Annotated in this window: 19 protein-coding genes; 11 read left to right on the plus strand and 8 right to left on the minus strand. The window is 36.6% G+C overall.

The features are described from left to right. Window positions 1-447 precede the first annotated feature (447 nt). From JUJ52_RS15530 to JUJ52_RS15555, 6 genes are all read left to right on the plus strand, one after another. On the plus strand, window positions 448-2,178 hold the full coding sequence (locus tag JUJ52_RS15530) for an ABC transporter ATP-binding protein (protein WP_205388422.1): 1,731 nt from the start codon (window positions 448-450) through the stop codon (window positions 2,176-2,178). Next, window positions 2,168-3,988 carry an ABC transporter ATP-binding protein gene (locus JUJ52_RS15535; RefSeq protein ID WP_205388421.1) on the plus strand — a complete coding sequence of 607 codons (1,821 nt, stop codon included), beginning with the start codon at window positions 2,168-2,170 and terminating at the stop codon, window positions 3,986-3,988. The genes JUJ52_RS15530 and JUJ52_RS15535 overlap by 11 nt, the downstream gene beginning before the upstream one ends. A gap of 56 nt (window positions 3,989-4,044) precedes the next feature. Next, entirely contained in the window at window positions 4,045-4,770 is a 726-nt protein-coding gene (locus JUJ52_RS15540; protein WP_121604892.1) for an alpha/beta hydrolase, read from the plus strand. A gap of 153 nt (window positions 4,771-4,923) precedes the next feature. Further along, window positions 4,924-5,445, plus strand: coding sequence for a YjcG family protein (locus JUJ52_RS15545; protein ID WP_026680671.1), 522 nt, complete (start codon window positions 4,924-4,926; stop codon window positions 5,443-5,445). Further along, a complete protein-coding gene (locus tag JUJ52_RS15550) occupies window positions 5,442-5,864 on the plus strand; it encodes a GNAT family N-acetyltransferase (protein ID WP_121604891.1) in 423 nt (140 codons plus the stop codon). Before JUJ52_RS15545 ends, JUJ52_RS15550 begins: the two co-directional genes overlap by 4 nt. A 430-nt stretch (window positions 5,865-6,294) precedes the next feature. Next, on the plus strand, window positions 6,295-7,002 hold the full coding sequence (locus tag JUJ52_RS15555; RefSeq protein ID WP_205388420.1) for a DUF421 domain-containing protein: 708 nt from the start codon (window positions 6,295-6,297) through the stop codon (window positions 7,000-7,002). Between the two features lie 32 nt (window positions 7,003-7,034). Here the strand turns inward: JUJ52_RS15555 and JUJ52_RS15560 are convergent, their stop codons facing one another. From JUJ52_RS15560 to JUJ52_RS15570, 3 genes are all read right to left on the minus strand, one after another. Beyond that, window positions 7,035-7,289, minus strand: coding sequence for a hypothetical protein (locus JUJ52_RS15560; protein ID WP_205388419.1), 255 nt, complete (start codon window positions 7,287-7,289; stop codon window positions 7,035-7,037). Between the two features lie 151 nt (window positions 7,290-7,440). Next, a complete protein-coding gene (locus tag JUJ52_RS15565; RefSeq protein WP_026680668.1) occupies window positions 7,441-7,644 on the minus strand; it encodes a hypothetical protein in 204 nt (67 codons plus the stop codon). 74 nt (window positions 7,645-7,718) lie between these two features. Further along, the gene (locus tag JUJ52_RS15570; RefSeq protein ID WP_121604890.1) at window positions 7,719-8,006 is read right to left on the minus strand and encodes a hypothetical protein; all 288 of its coding nucleotides are present in this window, start codon (window positions 8,004-8,006) and stop codon (window positions 7,719-7,721) included. A gap of 236 nt (window positions 8,007-8,242) precedes the next feature. Here JUJ52_RS15570 and JUJ52_RS15575 point away from each other — a divergent pair, with 236 nt between their 5' ends. After that, window positions 8,243-8,701, plus strand: coding sequence for a CotY/CotZ family spore coat protein (locus tag JUJ52_RS15575; protein WP_026680667.1), 459 nt, complete (start codon window positions 8,243-8,245; stop codon window positions 8,699-8,701). A gap of 48 nt (window positions 8,702-8,749) precedes the next feature. Here the strand turns inward: JUJ52_RS15575 and JUJ52_RS15580 are convergent, their stop codons facing one another. Together JUJ52_RS15580 and mgtE are read right to left on the minus strand one after the other, a co-directional pair. Further along, window positions 8,750-9,271, minus strand: coding sequence for a CotO family spore coat protein (locus JUJ52_RS15580; protein ID WP_121604889.1), 522 nt, complete (start codon window positions 9,269-9,271; stop codon window positions 8,750-8,752). Window positions 9,272-9,616: 345 nt separating this feature from the next. Then, window positions 9,617-10,999 (minus strand): magnesium transporter, encoded by a 1,383-nt coding sequence (mgtE, locus tag JUJ52_RS15585; protein WP_026680665.1) that lies wholly within the window; start codon window positions 10,997-10,999, stop codon window positions 9,617-9,619. A 234-nt stretch (window positions 11,000-11,233) separates the two neighbouring features. Here mgtE and prpE point away from each other — a divergent pair, with 234 nt between their 5' ends. Then, on the plus strand, window positions 11,234-11,974 hold the full coding sequence (gene prpE / locus JUJ52_RS15590; RefSeq protein WP_026680664.1) for a bis(5'-nucleosyl)-tetraphosphatase PrpE: 741 nt from the start codon (window positions 11,234-11,236) through the stop codon (window positions 11,972-11,974). Here prpE and JUJ52_RS15595 read toward each other — a convergent pair. Genes JUJ52_RS15595 through yjbM form a run of 3 tightly spaced genes read right to left on the minus strand, consistent with a single transcriptional unit; the run spans window position 11,958 to window position 14,361 of the window. Further along, window positions 11,958-12,839 (minus strand): RluA family pseudouridine synthase, encoded by an 882-nt coding sequence (locus JUJ52_RS15595; RefSeq protein ID WP_026680663.1) that lies wholly within the window; start codon window positions 12,837-12,839, stop codon window positions 11,958-11,960. The genes prpE and JUJ52_RS15595 overlap by 17 nt on opposite strands. Window positions 12,840-12,859: 20 nt before the next feature. Continuing rightward, on the minus strand, window positions 12,860-13,720 hold the full coding sequence (locus JUJ52_RS15600; RefSeq protein ID WP_205389758.1) for an NAD kinase: 861 nt from the start codon (window positions 13,718-13,720) through the stop codon (window positions 12,860-12,862). Window positions 13,721-13,752: 32 nt separating this feature from the next. Further along, window positions 13,753-14,361, minus strand: coding sequence for a GTP diphosphokinase (gene yjbM / locus JUJ52_RS15605; RefSeq protein ID WP_121604887.1), 609 nt, complete (start codon window positions 14,359-14,361; stop codon window positions 13,753-13,755). A 141-nt stretch (window positions 14,362-14,502) separates the two neighbouring features. Here yjbM and JUJ52_RS15610 point away from each other — a divergent pair, with 141 nt between their 5' ends. The 3 genes from JUJ52_RS15610 (at window position 14,503) to JUJ52_RS15620 (ending at window position 16,580) form a co-directional block, all read left to right on the plus strand. Beyond that, window positions 14,503-15,078 carry a CYTH domain-containing protein gene (locus JUJ52_RS15610; RefSeq protein WP_205388418.1) on the plus strand — a complete coding sequence of 192 codons (576 nt, stop codon included), beginning with the start codon at window positions 14,503-14,505 and terminating at the stop codon, window positions 15,076-15,078. A 210-nt stretch (window positions 15,079-15,288) separates the two neighbouring features. Further along, window positions 15,289-15,669, plus strand: a complete 381-nt coding sequence (locus tag JUJ52_RS15615) for a globin domain-containing protein (RefSeq protein WP_026680659.1) — start codon at window positions 15,289-15,291, stop codon at window positions 15,667-15,669. A gap of 17 nt (window positions 15,670-15,686) precedes the next feature. Further along, entirely contained in the window at window positions 15,687-16,580 is an 894-nt protein-coding gene (locus JUJ52_RS15620; RefSeq protein ID WP_026680658.1) for a ClpXP adapter SpxH family protein, read from the plus strand. The last annotated feature ends 719 nt before the right edge of the window (window positions 16,581-17,299 follow it).

The raw sequence follows: 17,299 nt of genomic DNA on the forward strand, positions 1-17,299 counted from the left end.
AAATTTAGCTACAACATAAATTAATACAGCCTCTTTCTTGTTTTAATAGACAATACTAATCGTATTAAAAATGAATTGAGAGTGTAGTTCAATTGCTATCAAATTTTATCATTTATATCTCTACATTTATCTTGGTATACGCTCCCTAAAAAAGATGAATATAGTTACTCAAATTTTTCTATATAAACATGTAAATAAACTTCACGCATTCTGAGAATTAACCATTATAATAATTAAACTAATTGTATTATTCTTTATTACTTTCGTTTATTCGCAAACACCTGCCACTAGCTTATAATTTTTTCAAATTACTTCTTTTCTGAAATACTCCATCCCCCCGTAAAAGATGATCAAACCTCCAAATTCCTTCGTCACTCGAAATAGGATGTTGGATAAAAAAATTTTTTCCATTTATAATAGTAGAAAACTACTTTGGGGAGGGTCATCGTGAGAACAGTCTTATCTTTTTTAAAACCATATAAGCTCCCTGCTATTCTCGCCTATATGCTGATGCTAATTGAATTAGCGGTTGAGCTCTTACTTCCTTTCTTCCTGGGGAAAATGATTAACAATGGTGTGGTAAATCAAGATATTGGAAATATTGTGATGTGGGGCGGTATTATGATTGGTCTCGCATTCACTGCATTTATCGCTGGAATTATTAATTCATTTTATGCGTCCCATGTTAGCTGGGGATTTGCCCATGATATCCGAGAGAGATTATTTGCAAAGATTCAGGAATTTTCCTTTGCAAATTTGCATAAATACCCTACATCTGGTTTAATGACACGCTTTACCAATGATGTTAGGCAAATTCAGAATACTATATTTATGATATTGCGAATTATGTCCAAAGCACCTCTAATTGTTATTGGTGGTGTCACGATGGCATTTATTGTCAACGCAAAGCTTGCACTGATCTTTCTAGTGACTGTTCCAATATTAATTGGTTTTATTTTATGGGTATTAAAAATAGCCAGTCGCCTGTTTAATAATGTACAGAAAAGTATAGATAACGTCAATCGAGTCATGCAAGAAAATCTAGCAGGTATGCGATTAATTAAGGCTTTCTTCCGAAGAAACCATGAAAAAACTCGCTTTACAGAAGCAAATAAAGAGCTCGCGAGCCGCACTCGTTTCACTTTTCGTTTTGTGGAATCATCTATGCCAGTGCTACTATTCGTTATGAACTTAAGCCTTATTTTTATTATTTGGTTTGGAAACACTCAAGCCATAGCTGGGGAAACCAATGTAGGTGACGTAGTAGCAATCGTAAACTACGCCATGCGAGTAGCGATGTCTATCTCGATGTTCACCTTTATCATTATGGGTTTATCTAGGATGAAGGCCTCCGCAGACCGCATCAGTGAAGTTCTTCACCTAAAGGAAGACCTAAAAGATACCAATGAATCGGATACCACCTTAAAGGTGAATCATGGTTCTATCACGTTTCGGGACGTTTCCTTTTCTTACCCAGACAGTGACAAACAGGTGATTGATCACGTTAGCTTTACTGTGGAAGCCGGAGAGCGCCTTGCAGTGATTGGTTCAACAGGTGCAGGAAAAACATCATTATTCCAATTGATTCCTAGGTTATATGACGCCAAAACGGGACAGATAAAAATTGATCATAAAGAAATACAAGCTTATTCATTAGATCATTTACGTGGTAGCATTGGATATGTTCCACAAAGTCCACTGCTATTTACTGGTTCAATTACGGACAATATTGCTTGGGGAAAAAACGACGCAACAACTGAAGAGATTACGCAAGCCGCCAAGGATGCGCAAATACACGATACCATTATGGAATTAGATCAGCAATATGCTACTCGAGTTGGACAAAAAGGAGTAAATCTATCTGGAGGGCAAAAACAGCGCATATCTATTGCTCGTGCACTCATTCGTAAGCCAAAGATCTTGATGTTAGATGATAGTACAAGTGCCCTTGATTTAACAACAGAATCACATTTACTTACTGCAATCGATAGTTATGACTGTACGACATTAATTATAACGCAAAAAATCTCTACAGCGATGCGTGCAGATCGTATTTTATTACTGGATGAAGGCAAAATGCTAGCCATTGGTTCCCATGAGAAATTACTGGAAACGTCTGAACTGTATCAACGCCTAGTAGAGTCGCAATTTGGAAAGGAGTACGCAAATGCGAAATAATCAATTAAAGCAGCCTTTTCAATATGAAAAAATCCCAATAGATACAATTCAAGTAACGAGTAATAAAAAAGCAAAAGACACGGCTGGTACAATAAAACGAATCTGGGCTTATCTTGCAAGAGAAAAAGTGAAGCTTACGTTAATTATTCTGATGGTTATTGCAAGTTCTAGCCTCAGTCTACTCGGTCCTTATATGATTGGTATGGCGGTCGATGATTTTATTGTTACGAAGGAAAGTGCTGGATTAGCCGCTTTGTTAATTTGGCTTGTTTTTATCTACTTATTTCATTCGCTAGCCATCTTCTTACAAAATTTTTGGATGATTGGCGTAGCCCAAAACACTGTTTACGCATTACGATCCGATTTGTTTCATCAATTCCATCATCTACCAATCGCCTATTTTGATAAAAGGCAGCATGGTGAATTAATGAGTAGAATTACCAATGATATTGACAATGTAAATAATACGTTAAATCAATCAGTTATCCAAATATTTTCCAGTGTCCTTACGCTAATTGGAACAATTGGCGTCATGCTATATCTCAGTCCGATATTGACAGTTGTTACAATGACAATCGTACCGGTAATGTTTATTGGCATGCGCTGGATCACAAAGCGAACTGGCCCATTATATAAACTGCAACAAAAAAACCTTGGTGAAGTAAATGGCTATGTCGAAGAGATTGTTTCTGGACAGCATATTGTCAAAACCTTTTCTCAGGAGAAACGAGTTATGCAAGAGTTTGAGACACGTAATAAGGATTTAAATAAAGCAGGATTTTGGGCACTAACGTTTTCTGGATTCATTCCGAAGGTCATGAACATGCTTAACTTCCTTAGCTTTGGGCTAATTGCTTTAATAGGTGGTATTTTAGCGATACAAGGACAAATCACTGTTGGTATCATTGTCATTTTCACAGAATATGCTCGGCAGTTCACTCGCCCGTTAAATGAATTATCTAATCAATTTAATATTCTTTTATCTGCTGTAGCTGGTGCTGAGCGAGTATTTGGAGTATTGGATGAGAAGCAGGAAGAAGCAGATGAAATTACTGCCAGAAGCATTGATCGTACGAATGGTAATATTGTCTTTGATCACGTTTCATTTGGATACGAAGAAAGCATCATTTTAAATAACATCAATTTGGAAGCAGCGTCTGGTGAGACAGTTGCGCTTGTCGGGCATACAGGTGCTGGAAAAACAACCATCATTAACCTTATATCACGCTTTTATAACTATGACAAAGGAGAAATTCGTCTAGACGGTATCCCGCTTAAGAACATAAAACGATCCAGTCTAAGAAAACATATGGCTTTTGTATTGCAAGATTCCTTTCTATTTCATACAACGATACGAGAAAACATCCGCTATGGTCGACTAGAAGCAACGGATGCAGAAGTGACTCAAGCTGCTAAGGATGCAAACGCACATGATTTTATCAAAAAATTACCTAATGGCTATGATACTGTGCTTGATCAAGAAGGTAGCGGCATTAGCCAAGGACAAAAGCAGCTACTCACTATTGCTCGTGCACTACTAGCTGAGCCTTCGATTTTAATTCTTGATGAGGCAACTAGTAATATTGATACAATTACCGAACTGAAAATTCAAGATGCACTAAAACGCCTGATGAATGGTCGAACAAGCTTCGTTATAGCACATCGTTTGAACACAATACAAGAAGCGGATAAAATCATTATGTTAGAGCATGGGCAGATCATTGAACAAGGAAGTCATGAAGAACTTCTTGCCCAAAAAGGGAAATATCATCAACTATTTACTGGCCAACTATTGGAGAATGCCAACTAACTTTGTTTTACTAATTAAGACAACGGGAATATTGATACAATATAAGGGGTGGAATCATGGGAAGAAAAGGAACAATGATGGAGAAACAAATAAATAGTAAGTACTTAAACGAAATAATGACATTAAAGATATATCAGCCAGAATCATTTTCTCCACTTTACAAATACCATATTTGCATCATGCAAGATGGAAATGACTATTACCAAATGGGTAGAATAGCGACGTTAAGCGATAGACTACATGATAGTGAGGATATGACGAACACCATTTTTGTGGGAATCCATTATCAAAATAAATATGATCGTCGGGAGAAATACCATCCAAGCGGTGAACAAAATGAATCTTACACAAAATTTTTAGTAAATGAAATTGTCCCATTCTTGGATGACCTCCTCCCTACTTATCATATGGGTCAGTCTAGGACCTTGATGGGAGACTCTTTGGCTGGGACACTGGCATTTATGACCGCACTTCGTTATCCGCATACGTTTGGAAATGTCATTATGCAATCCCCCTACGTGGATGAAACTGTATTACAGGCTGCGGCACAAGCTAAGCAACTTGATGCTATTGATATTTATCATACGATTGGTACCGAAGAAACAGCTGTTGATACGACAGATGGGCAACGAATGGATTTTGTCACACCGAACCGCGAACTACACAAAACCCTTCACAATATGGGAACAAGCTATACGTATCATGAGTTGGAAGCTGGTGAACATACATGGAAATACTGGCAAAAGGATATGAAACGTGCACTAGTTACTATGTTCGACTAGGAAAATTGGAAGCAATTTTTCAGATAGTGCAAAAAAATCTCTTATTTTGCCAAATTTTTTGTTATAATAAAGGGTAACTAAAAAATCCAGTATATCTAACAAACGAGTATTTACTAGTAGATAAGACGTTTGATTAAAATAGGAGGTTTTATAATGAAATATGGTATCGCTATTTTCCCAACGAAGGCCGTACAGGATGAAGCAAATTCTTATAGAAAGCGTTATGACCCGCACTATGCGTTAATTCCTCCACATATTACATTAAAAGAAGCATTTCAAGTAGATGATGATGATCAATTAGAGGAATTGGTTACTGAATTAAAACGTATCGCAAATGAAACAAAACCATTCAAGATAAACATTAATAAAGTGAGCACCTTTGCTCCTGTAACAAACACGATATACCTAAAAGTTGAACCGATTAAAGAGCTTATTGAATTATACGAGAAGATGCAGTCAGGGAAATTCCCAAAAAATCAAGAATATGCATTCGTACCACATATTACGATTGCGCAAAAACTTTCGCATGACGAATATTCTGATGTGTTTGGTAGTCTACAAATGAAAAATATCCAAATTGAAGATGAGGTTGATCGCTTCCAGCTTATGTATCAATTAGATAACGGTTCATGGACGGTTCATGACTCCTTTGTTTTCGGAAAGGAACCAGTTTGAACATAAAAGTAGTTACCTCACAAGAGGAAATAGAACAAGCCTTTTATGTGCGGACAGTTGTTTTTGTTGATGAGCAAAACGTACCTCCAGAAGAAGAATTAGATGCACATGATGAATCATCCACTCATTTCGTCGTATACGATGATGATAAGCCAATTGCGGCTAGCCGCCTTCGCTTCGTAGACAGTTATGGAAAACTAGAACGCATCTGCGTACTAAAAACGTATCGTGGAAAAGCGATTGGAAAACAACTTATTCAAGCAATGGAAGCTGTCATTCTAGAAAAAGGCTATCATAAAGCAAAGCTTAATGGTCAAACACATGCAGAAAAATTCTATCAACGATTAGGCTATAAAACCATATCTGGTGAGTTTATGGATGCTGGCATCCCTCATGTAACGATGGTGAAAGAGCTCTAACAAAAATCAAGGACAAGACAAAAAAATGAAGAAAACGAATTTCCGAACTATTATCGATTATCATATCACGATAGTAGTTCGGTTTTTTATCGTCCAGGTTGAAATAATCAATATTATGGATACACTTGCCCTTTCATCCTAGCTAGTGACTCTTTTGAAAAAAGGCATGCTTCTGAGAATCCACTCTGCCAAGTTAACTAAAGGCGTGTCCGCGGAAAGTGTCTATATTTTAGGTTGTGGTGAAAGTTAAACATTATTATTTGCATTAATACACCCAGCTAAATTCCCCAATCCAAAAGTACTTTATAATAAATTATTTCTCTTTTTTGTATGGTTTCTTTACAATTCAGTAACGTCCCATTTTATCATGAATGATTTTCCCATTACAGGTTATGCTAATGGATGATATTGTTTGAAGGGGGCAGGATGAATGGATTCTTATCTGCAGATGTTAGGTGATACAATATTTGGGTTTTTATCCTTATTTGTGTTAACGAAAATTCTTGGCAAGACTCAAATTACACAGTTAACTCCCTTTGATTTTATTTCTGCCCTAATTCTTGGTGAATTAGTAGGAAATGCGTTATTTGATAAAGAAGCAGGCATTCCTGAAATTGCCTTTGTTATTACACTTTGGGGCTCGTTAATCTATGTAACAGAAGTGATCACACAGAAATTCAAACGTACGCGTCAGTTATTAGAAGGTGGACCAGATTTTGTTATTTACAGAGGAAAATTAATTCGAGATGTGATGAAAAAAAACAGCTTGGACGTAAATCAACTACAAAGTCTACTTCGTACAAAAGATGTTTTTTCCTTACGAGAGGTGGAATTCGCATTTTTGGAAACTAACGGCACCATATCGGTTATCCGTAAGCCTCCGTATCAAATGCCGAATAAGCAAGACCTGCATGTTTCCCCTCAAGAAATAAACTTGGCAACTACGTTAATTAATGACGGAGAAATTATTTATGACAACCTAAAAGAAAAAAATTTAACAGAAGATTGGCTGTATGAACAACTAAAAGAACAGGACTATGAAAAAGTCAGTGATGTATTTTATGCAGAATATATGAAGGGGCAAGAATTATTTATCCTTCCTTTCGTCAATAGAGAACACCATAAATTCGATGCTTAGCAGATAGTGAAAATGCTGAGCATCTATTTATGTTAAATAACCTTATCAACAGACTTTCCCTTTGCTGTGAGCTTAATAAAGGGTTCTGGATATACAATCTGCTTTATGCTATATCGGTCATAGCCTTGTCGATAAAACCGTTCATACTTTTTGGTTAATGCTTGATGTTTGTTATCAAGTAGTGCTTTAAATGGCTCTTCTATATAAAATATTCGTTGCTGCTTTGTCTCGACTCTCTGGTGATAATGTTGATATTGATAATGCTGAACTGGCAAAATATATCCCATTACCATCTCTCCCTTTTACTTAGTATATCATTTACCCACCCAACCGCACAAAACATTCAGATAATTAAAGAATTAATTTCTATGTTAACATTGATCTTAACCTATCCTTTAACGATACCCGTTTGGCGATAACAATATTCCTGTTTATCAATTATTCTTCCATTTTTTTCTCTAATTCTTTTATTATATCTTCTACATTGGAAATCATCTTCAAAAATTCATTGTTCCATTTTTCCATATCCTGTTCTATATTCTTAGCCTTTTTCTCTGGGAACTGTAACCACTTCTCGTTTTTTCCTAGATGCTTTTCTATATCATGAAAATGCTTCATCCATTTAGGCTCTGGTATCCTCATTATTATCCTCCACTAAGCATGATCTGACTTTAGAATAAAAAAAGCAGCTATTTATTCAGCTGCTTTATCTGAAATTAAAACCAAGAGAAATTTCTTCTATTTCCCCGATCATCATCTTTACGCTCTCTTCTATCATCTTCATCACGATCATCATGTCGCTCTTCTCTTCTGTCATGTTCATATTCCTCAGAGCTTTCACTTTCTGCTGATTCCTCTATCTCACGATGTCCACGACCGAAGAATGGATCCCTTCGATGGCGAGATGGACGTGATGGTCTTTGTGGTCGTGATGGTTCTATATGGACATTATCTGCCTTGATCACAAGATCTTTCACATGAATGACTTGTTTTCTTTCAGACATTTGCTTTCCTCCCTCTATACGTATGGTCGTTATTAGTCTATGTTAACAACACTGTCAGGTATAGTCATTCGCCCGGAATTTACCCAGAAAATATATAAATGTCCTCATTACGATGAAATGGCAAATAACCCTAAATCGAAATCAATAATTAGTGTGAGTGCCCACACAATCCTAATGATCAGACATATTCTATTAAAGACAAATGAGTCAATTATAATCGAAAGGAGAAATAATTCATGGGTTGTGGAAAAGATTTTGATACAGGCAACTGTGTATGTGATATTTTAAAGGAAATCGTAGAGGCACAAAATGATGTCATTGAGAATTGCTGTGACACAAGCTGCGAACAGTCCATTAACGATCTCTTGGGAGATACAGATAACGGCAATGGTCTAGATACAGTACCTGTCATTTTATATTGTAAAGGTACTTGTAAACCATTTAAAGGATTCGGAGCTCATCCAAGCGATATTGGTGATATAGTTGGAAGTTTCTTCTTCCGTGTTAAGAAGGTAACCGATGATTGCTGTGCAGTAATAGAACTACTAAGAGACCCACGTGATGATGATCGTGATCCAAAAGATCCAGTAGATCAAGATACAAAGCCATTATGTACAACAGGCATCTGTATGACGGTTGACTTAAGCTGCTTCTGTCATGTAACTTGCCTACCAGCAATTAATGCAATACACTAAAGAATGAATCAAAAAACTGGGGAGTTTCCCCAGTTTTTTGATGTTTTGTTAAAATCCTAATAGCTTTATGTGCTTAATATCATCTAAAGAGATTTTTGTACTTGATGACCGATTACCTACACGAACATATACATCATTTCCTTCTGAACCTGTTATTACACCTCGATAATTTCTACCTTCCGTCCTAATTTCACACTTTAGTTTCGGTGCATAGCTAGGAGAATTCACAAAATAATTAACCTTCTCTTCGATAGACATATCCTTAAACCTTTGTTTATCACCATTATTATTCAAGGATTGTTCTGTCATGTCCTCCTCCGTCATTTCCATTTTGTCTTCAACTTCGGAATCTGTGTCATTCATGTATAAGTCGCTCTCATTTTGAGATTCATTATCTTGTTCGGCAAATGCTCGGTGTCTTATCGACTTCTTTACAGTTTCCTGATGATCTGGTTTACTTTCTTTTTTCTCTTTTGGAGTAACATACATATGCTGCATGGGTACTTTTTTATCTACTTCCTTAGGCTGATGAATAAAGAGCAAAGGGTTTTTTGCATACTTCTTTCCCATTCCTCACCTCTCCTTTTATATCATTCCTCAACCCATTATATGAACCCATATCTAGAAATGTGTTGTTTAAATTTTCGTATAAGCTAATCTTAGCTTCAGGATTGTGTACCAAATGTAACCACATACTTATAGCTAAACACTGCTGTTGTCCAACTTAAAAAACACTTTTTTCACCTAGATACCTAACCACAGATGAAAAAAGTGTTTTCTATTCTGGAAAGCAATCTCTTTCTGCTTTTTCCATATGGCAGGAAAGCTGAAATCGATGTGCAAGCCAGCTCATGCAAGTATAACTGTTATAAATTCGTTCTTAACTACCTATTACATTTTTAACTGAAAGTGATGTCATGTTAAGAACCCCATAAATACAGTTGCCATTCCAAAATAAATGAGGATTGATATAATGTCATTGATAGTTGTAATAAATGGTCCTGAGGCTACTGCTGGATCAATATGCATACGTTCCATTAAGATTGGTACGAGTGCACCTGCAAGTGTAGCTACTAATAAAGTTGCTGCAATAGATATACCTACAAGTAATCCGAGATAAATACTGTCCTTCCATAAATAGATAACCAGCGTTATAACGAGACCACATACAATACCATTTATTAATCCTGTACAAGCCTCTCGCATAACGAGCTTCGCTTTTCCTTGCTTGCCATAATCACCATTTGCCAAGCCTCGGACAGCAACAGCCAGTGCCTGTGTCCCAGTATTTCCAGCCATACCTGCAATTAATGGAATAAATATCGCAAGCACTGCAACTTGATTTAATGTTTCTTCAAAACGACCAATTAAGCTAGCTGTAAACATACCTAAAAATAACAAGATAATAAGCCATGGTAATCGCTTCCGTGCTGAAACAAATGCATTATCATGGGGTTTATCCATGTCAGATACCCCTGCAAGCTTAGAATAATCCTCACTTGCTTCTTCTTCCATTACATCTAAAATATCATCGACGGTTATTATACCGAGTAAATGATCTTGAAAATCAACGACTGGTAATGCAAGAAAGTCATAATCTCGCATCATCTGTGCCACTTCTTCCTGATCTTTCCCTACAGATACTGCTACGATTTTTTCACTCATAATATCTTCTATCAATGTATTTTCATTCGCTACGATTAAGTCACGTAAAGACAGAACACCTACAAGGCGCTTATCCTTATCCAATACATATAAATAGTAGATCGTTTCCGCTTCAGGAGCATCCTCCTTTAACTGCTGCATTGTTTGCTGAGCAGTATACGTTTTGTACGTTGCTACAAACTCTGTAGTCATGATACTACCAGCAGTTTTTTCTTCATAATGTAGCAATTGTTTTATTTCTTCAGCGGCTTCTTTATCCATAATAGTTAAAAAGCTAGCAACCTGATCTTTTTCTAACTCATTCAGAATATCCACTGCATTATCAGCAGACATTTCTGCTAGCACCATGGATGCAAAGCGGGGATCCATTTCGGCCATTAAAACCTGTGTATCCTCTTCGTCCATACTCTCCATAATGTCACCAATTTCCTCTGGAGATAAATACGTATATATTTGCAGACGAATCGCCTTTTCCTGTTCCATAAAAAACATAGCCTGATCATAGGGATGCATGTCTAAAAACTCGCTACGAAATCCTTCTAAATTATCATCATCCAGTGCCTGTTGTAGTTTCTCCCAATGCTGTTCATACTGTACTTCGTATTCTTTATCAAATCGATTATTGGATTCCATACGATCACATCCTTTTTATTTCCTACACTTCATTTTACCCTGTCTGTTTACAATCAAACAAAAATCACATGAAGTCATGGTCCCTTATCATCATTTCTAACAATATTGAAGCAAGCTTCTGTTTGTAAATGAAATTCCGTATATATAATATGATACAATTCAAACTAAGGTAATGCGATTATTCCCGCAACATATCATATCCAAAATAACCGAACAAATCAAGGAGATTTTACAATGAAAATAGATGTAATTGGTGATGTGCATGGCTGCCTACATGAACTGGAGCATCTTTTTATCGAGCTAGGCTATTTCAAAACAAATGAAATTTATCTTCATCCACATCAACGAACTCCCATTTTTGTTGGAGATATTACCGATCGCGGTCCTAGGTCAATCGCTGTCATTCAACTCGTCTATAAGATGGCTATCGTTCATAAGAAAGCCTTATATGTACCTGGTAATCATTGTAATAAACTATACCGTTACTTTCTAGGTAATCAAGTTCAGCAACGACATGGCTTAGAAACAACTGTTGCTGAATATAAATCACTTACCAAGAAGCAACAAGAGGTTGTTCGTAAGCAATTTATGACGTTATACGAACAGGCTCCTCTCTACTTACAGCTACCAGAAGCAAACGCAATTATTGCTCATGCAGGAATTAAGGAATCCCTCATCGGAAGAACAGATAAAAAGGTAAAAACATTTGTATTATATGGTGATATCACGGGTGAAGTGCACGAAGATGGACGACCGATTCGAAAAGATTGGGCACAGTACTACGATGGTGATGAATGGATTGTATATGGACATACACCTGTTATAGAACCCAGATTAATGAAGAAAACGATTAATATCGATACTGGATGCGTATTTGGAAATAAGCTAACAGCCTTTCGACTTCCTGAGGAAAAAACGATAGCCGTTCCATCGGAACAGCCATTTGTAAAGGAAAAGTTCAGCTATTTTTCATAACAGCAGCCATGTCCACGGGAAGTTCAGAATAAAATTCCAACCATTCTTTTGTTACTGGATGCTTAAAAGAAAGCTCATTACAATGTAATGCTTGCCGGGAAATGGTGGTTGTAGCGCCTCCGTATAACGTATCTCCGAGAAGTGGATGACCATTTCCAGAGAAGTGTACACGAATTTGATGGGTACGTCCTGTTTCTAATTGAACAGAGACTAATGAATAGTGCGAAAACTCTTTCTCTACTATATAATGTGTTATTGCCGACTTTCCTTTCGTATTAATTTCTCGTTCAATAATTGATCCATCTTTTCTAGCGATCGGAGCACGAAAGGTACCATGCTTATTCTTTAGCTTCCCCTCCACCATTGCTCGATATTTCCGCGTTACTTCACCATGTTGTTGTGAATCAGCTAAAATCGAATGACTATATCGGTGCTTTGCTACGAGCATCAAACCAGATGTATCTCGGTCTAAACGTGTTACGATATGAACGGTAAAAGGTACATTCTGCTTCGCATAATGAGCTAATAAGCCATTTGCTACTGTCCCATTTGGATGATGAATGGAAGGGATAACTGCCATACCTGGTGTCTTGTTAATAACTACAATATCTTCATCCTCGTATACAATCGAGAGTTCAATCGCTTCTGGCTGCATAAGGCTACCTTTTTTTTCTTGGGGAAAGTGGACTGTCAGCCTGTCCCCCTCTTGTAATCGATAACGGACCGTTTGAGTAGTACCATTAACAAGTATACTTCCACCATCAAATTTAATGGATTTTACAATTCGTCTTGAAAATCCTTGTATGTCACGTAAGTAATCTCGAATGAGCATATCCTGATGTACGTTCTTTATTTTCCATTCCATGACTTCGCTTCTCTTTCTAATTAATGATTATCATCAGCTACGAAGGAATCCCTGACTCTATTCCAAAATGGAAATTGGCGGAACCTCGCAAATCTAATTCGTTCTTCTGCCACTCGGCACTGGATCGATTTTACATTCGTATAATTCGTTGTAAAATGATCGATAGCAATTAAAAAACTTCGATCTACTATCGGCTTTAGTAAACATGTGTGGTGTTTGGGTAGAATAAGTGGTGATCCAATAGTTCGGAATACACGATTATTGATGGATGCCATCTCCGTTAACTGGATTGCATCAAGCGAAGGATGAATTATCCCCCCCCCCAGTGCTTTATTATATGCCGTACTGCCTGACGGAGTAGAGACACATAAGCCATCACCACGGAAGGTTTCAAAATGCTCCCCTTTAATTTCTACATCAAATACAACAGAGCCATCGGCAGTTTTTATCGTTGCTTCGTTTAATGCTAAAAACCGATCTTCACTCCCACCGGACTTAGCACGAATGATCACTTCAAGGAGAGGATATTCAACAACCTGAAAAGGCGTTTTAGCTATTTCAATAATTAATTTTTCCACTTCATCAGGTACCCAGTCTGCATAGAAGCCTAAATGTCCGGTATGAACACCGATAAAAGCAGTTGAACCTAAACGATGAACGTACGTATGGAAAGCTTCTAAAAAGGTCCCATCTCCACCTACTGAAATAACAAGGTCTGGCTCATTTGCATTATATTCTAATTCGAAATCTGTTAAATACTGTGTCATTGTACCTTTAATTTGTTCGGAGCGCGCATCTCCTTTTGACACAATTGCGAATTTCATTTCAACATCCCTCTTCCTTGATGTATGTAGTTTAAATTCATATGTAAATTTTACTATTCTAGTTTGACTTGAACAAGGAGTGTGTTTACTTACTTTCGATGAAACATTCGCTGTGCTTCTTGAACTTCATGCTTGATCATAGACATTTCCTCATCCAGTTTAAAAGCTGCCTCTGCCGCCTTTTGTAATCTCTCCTTAATTTCTGAAGGTATACTTCCCTTATATTTATAATTCAAAGAATGTTCATTTGTAGCCCAAAAGTTCATGGCCAATGTTCGAATTTGGATTTCTGCGAGTAACTTTTTCATTCCATCAATTGTTTCCACAGGGTATTCAATAATTAGATGATACGATCGATAACCACTCTCTTTTTTTGCAGATATGTAGTCCTTCTCTTCAATAATCGTTAAGTCTTTTCTTGCTCGAATCATTTCTACAACGGTATAGATATCATCTACAAATTGACAAACCACTCGTACACCAGCGATATCTTGAATTTCTCTTTCTATATGCTCTAATGGGATTTTTCTATTTTCCGCTTTTTCTAGGATGCTAGGGATTGGTTTTACCCTGCCAGTTATAAATTCAATTGGTGAATGTCTGGAATCATATTCAAATTGTTTACGAATCCCTTTTAATTTAACCTTTAATTCTTCAACAACCTGCGTATATGGAGCAAGTATTGTTTTCCAATTCACATGCAACACCACCTAATTGTTTATCACAAATATTAAGCCTCTATTATTGTATCACAGAATTGATCAATGACTAATCTTTGCAAAATTGTAGCAAATTGGCGATAATCAATAATAGCTTATTTTTTCACGTGGAGGGTAACTATGGCACAAGAAATAGAGATTGAATTTAAAAATTTATTAACCCAACAAGAGTACCACCGCTTATTAAGTCAAATACCATTTCCTGCTTATAGTGACACACAGACCAACTACTATTTTGAAACAAAGGATCTTGCATTGCAACAGTTAGGATGTGCTCTACGCATTCGAGAAAAAAATGGTTTCTATCGTTTAACGCTTAAAGAACCACACGCGCAAGGGTTACTAGAAACACATGACTTTATAACAAAAGAAGAGGCAGAAGCATGTTTTAGAGGAAAGATGGTAGAAAAACCTGAAACATCTGCACAATTACATGAATTAGGAATTTCACTATCATCTCTTAGTTATTTTGGCAGTTTGATAACAGAACGAAGAGAAGTACAGAAAGAGGACATTTTGCTAGTACTTGATTATAGCACGTATAATGGAACATCGGATTATGAGCTAGAACTAGAGGCAACATCTACTAAAAATGGACTAGCGAAATTTAATGAACTGCTGACTTCCTATCGAATTCCCAAAAGAGATACACCAAATAAAATCAAGCGTTTTTTCTCAACATTAAATACTATGTAGAATAGTGATTCATTCTAGACTAAAAAGAGTTATTTGCCATGTCCTTGAATAGAATAGAATAGAATAGAATACAAACAAAAAGCTCGTTTTTAGTTTTCTGCTATTATTAACCAATTATGGGTCCATTCACCTAGCCATTCTAATCAGATTATTTGCCCACTTCCCATTCCGTTGCTACAATAAATAGAAACAAATAAGGGGAAAATGAGAATGAAACAACCTGGAACCATTTTTGAAGCAATAGGTGGCTTTGCTTCTGTTGATCGGCTTGTGCAAGCTTTTTATGCACGTGTTGGAAAGCATCCAGATTTAATTCCAATCTTTCCAGAAGATTTAACAGAAACAATCCATAAACAAAAACTTTTCCTTACCCAATTTTTGGGTGGACCATCATTGTATGCTGAAGAGCGTGGTCACCCAATGTTACGTAGAAGACATCTACCTTTTGAGATTACGCCTACCCGCAGAGATGCTTGGCTTGATTGTATGGCACATGCACTAGAAGAAGCAGAAATAGCTGAACCCTATCGCACAGCTATATTTGAAAAATTAACCTTAACTGCAAACCACATGATGAACACGCCAGAATAGGAGAAAGGAGAATCGATGTGAGTTGGGATCATTCTGGAGTTACATCCTCCTATCAATCAAACACATCGGAGCAATATAGCTTTTTTGATTTTGTTCAGAAGCCAATTGAAATCTATGTTTTTGTTGATCCACTTTGTCCTGAGTGCTGGGCTTTAGAGCCATTTTTAAAAAAGCTGTCTATGGAATACGGCCGTTTTTTCACTATACGTCCAATTATTAGTGGACACCTAAATACATTGAATAAAGACCAATTTGACCGTCCTAGAAAAATAAAAGATATATGGGAAAAAACAGCGAAACGGACTGGTATGTGTTGTGATGGGGACCTATGGACTGAAAATCCGATCCCTTATCCGTGGATTGCATCCTTAGCCATCAAAGCTGCTGAATTACAAGGGAAAAAAGCAGGTCGTATTTTTCTTCGTAAAATTCAAGAGAGTGCATTTTTATATAAACAAGATATATCAGACGAAGAAGTGCTTTATGCATGTGCAAAAGCAGCAAATTTGGATACAGATGAATTCAGAAACGATTTGTACTCATCATCAGCTAAGAAGGCTTTTCAATGTGATTTAAAGTTAACGCAAGAAATGGAAGTTGATTTTATTCCAACGATTGTTTTCTTTAATCAAGTTACAGAGGAACAAGGGATTAAAATATCAGGTCTCTACCCTTATGAAATTTATGTTCGAATTCTTAGAGAGATTTTGCAGAAAGAGCCAATCCCTTCGGAAAAGCCGCCATTGGAAAGTTTTCTTTCCTTCTATAAAACAGTTGGAACAAAAGAGATTGCCGTGGTCTATGATTGGTCCATGGCCAAAGCGGAAAGAGAAATGAAGAAGTTACAGCTTAAGCAGAGAGTAGTTCGAGTCCCTGTGAAATATGGTGATTTTTGGAAATATGATGATTAATCAACAATCTTTTATAAGACTTTTTTAACCTAATGTCATTATTCATTATTATTTATATATAAAAAAAGGCTATACGGGGCAGCGTATAGCCTTTTTTCTCTTTGTAATAACAAAGGGGGATGGGAGAAAGTTTCATGATCAAACAAAGGGGTTTTGTTTGTATTTAACTTACAATATAAATATACCAAGTAACTTTACACCTTTCAAGTAGTATGTTCATGATTTCACAAAAATGTCACTTCTAAATGATCTCCTCACTACATACGATTTACAAGCGTAAAAAAATTACATAGAGGTGATAGGATGAAACAATTTATTCAGCCACTTCTCTTTTTATTATTAACAGCTGTCGCTTTCTTTTTAAATATTCTCGGTCTAATGCAAGTTATCCCGCTATATATTACTTTACCAATCTTATTCCTAGCAATTTATTTAACCATATATTCCTTCGCAAATAGACGCGTATATAGGGGAATGCGATAACCTTTATCTAACACACTTGTTAGTGAATCCGTACATTCAAGAAAAAATCCGTTATCTGACATTAGAAAAAATGCTTATGTTCGACTATGAGCAAAGTCCCCCTCCTTTCATCAACGTCTCCATAGGAAAGCAAAAGCATGAGCCTAGAACCCTAGCAACAGCTAAAGCTCCTACGTGAACGTTTTTACTTTACAAGAAGAAGGTGCCTGCAATTTTCATTATTTAAGAAAAACTGA

It is taken from the genome of Virgibacillus sp. AGTR (genome assembly GCF_016919725.2).
Lineage (GTDB): Bacteria > Bacillota > Bacilli > Bacillales > Amphibacillaceae > Virgibacillus > Virgibacillus salarius.